General features: G+C 67.2%; 1 protein-coding gene. It reads left to right on the forward strand.

The window, feature by feature from the left end:
- Nucleotides 1-1,015 (forward strand): protein kinase (locus tag ACIRRA_RS46110; RefSeq protein ID WP_402782542.1); only part of this gene is annotated, 1,015 nt, incomplete at both ends.

Consider the following 1,015-nt stretch of genomic DNA (forward strand, 5'->3'; position numbering starts at 1 on the left):
CAAGGTCGATCTCGAGAACCGCTGGGTTCGGCACCACTTTCCCAAGCGTCTCGCCGAATATTGCGAGCAGTACGCCGAGTTGCGGAGTGGCCCACCGCCTGCGGACCTGGTCTACGAGGAATACCACGCCCTGCGTCGCAGCTCGCAGCCGGTCGCGGCGGAGTCGACCGAACCTGGCGCTACCGAACCTGGCGCTACCGAACCTGGCGCTATCGAACCTGGGGCTACCGAGCCCGCGGCCACGGAGATCGGTCGACCTCCGGTCCAGCTGGACACCACCGAGTATCGCAGCACGATGGTTGCCCGCCCGAGCGCGCAGGCCGCCCTGGGGGCCATCAATCCCGGTGACCGGGTCGGGGACTTCGACCTGCTGACGATGATCGGGCAGGGCGCGTTCGCCCGCGTGTATCTCGCGCGGCAGCGCTCGATGCAGCGGCTGGTCGCGGTCAAGATTTCGCACAACCACGGCACCGAGCCCGAAACCCTCGCCCAGTTGGACCACGAATACATCGTGCGGATCTTCGACCAGCGACTGATCGCCGACGGCGAGCTCAAGCTGCTCTACATGCAGTACCTGCCGGGCGGCACACTGCTCGATGTCCTGAATCGGCTGCGATCGACCCCGGTACAGGCCCGTAGCGGGCAGGTGCTGCTCGATGCCATCGACAGGGTACTCAAGGACAAGGGCGAGGTTCGTCCTGCCGATACGGCGGTGCGGGCCCGGATCGCGGCGATGACGTGGCCGGAAACGGTCGCCTGGCTGGGCCGTCGACTCGCCGACGCGCTCGGGCACGCCGCCGGACGCGGGGTGCTGCACCGCGACATCAAACCGGCGAACGTGCTGCTCAGCGCCGACGGTATACCCAAGCTCGCCGACTTCAATGTCAGCTTCAGCCAACACATCCGGGGCACCAGCCCCCTGGCGTACTTCGGCGGATCGCTGGAATACATGTCACCCGAGCAGCTCGAAGCGTGCCATCCGCAGCTACCGGGGACGGCCGGCGACCTCGACACC

This window comes from Nocardia sp. NPDC101769, assembly GCF_044766925.1.
Classification (GTDB): Bacteria; Actinomycetota; Actinomycetes; order Mycobacteriales; family Mycobacteriaceae; genus Nocardia.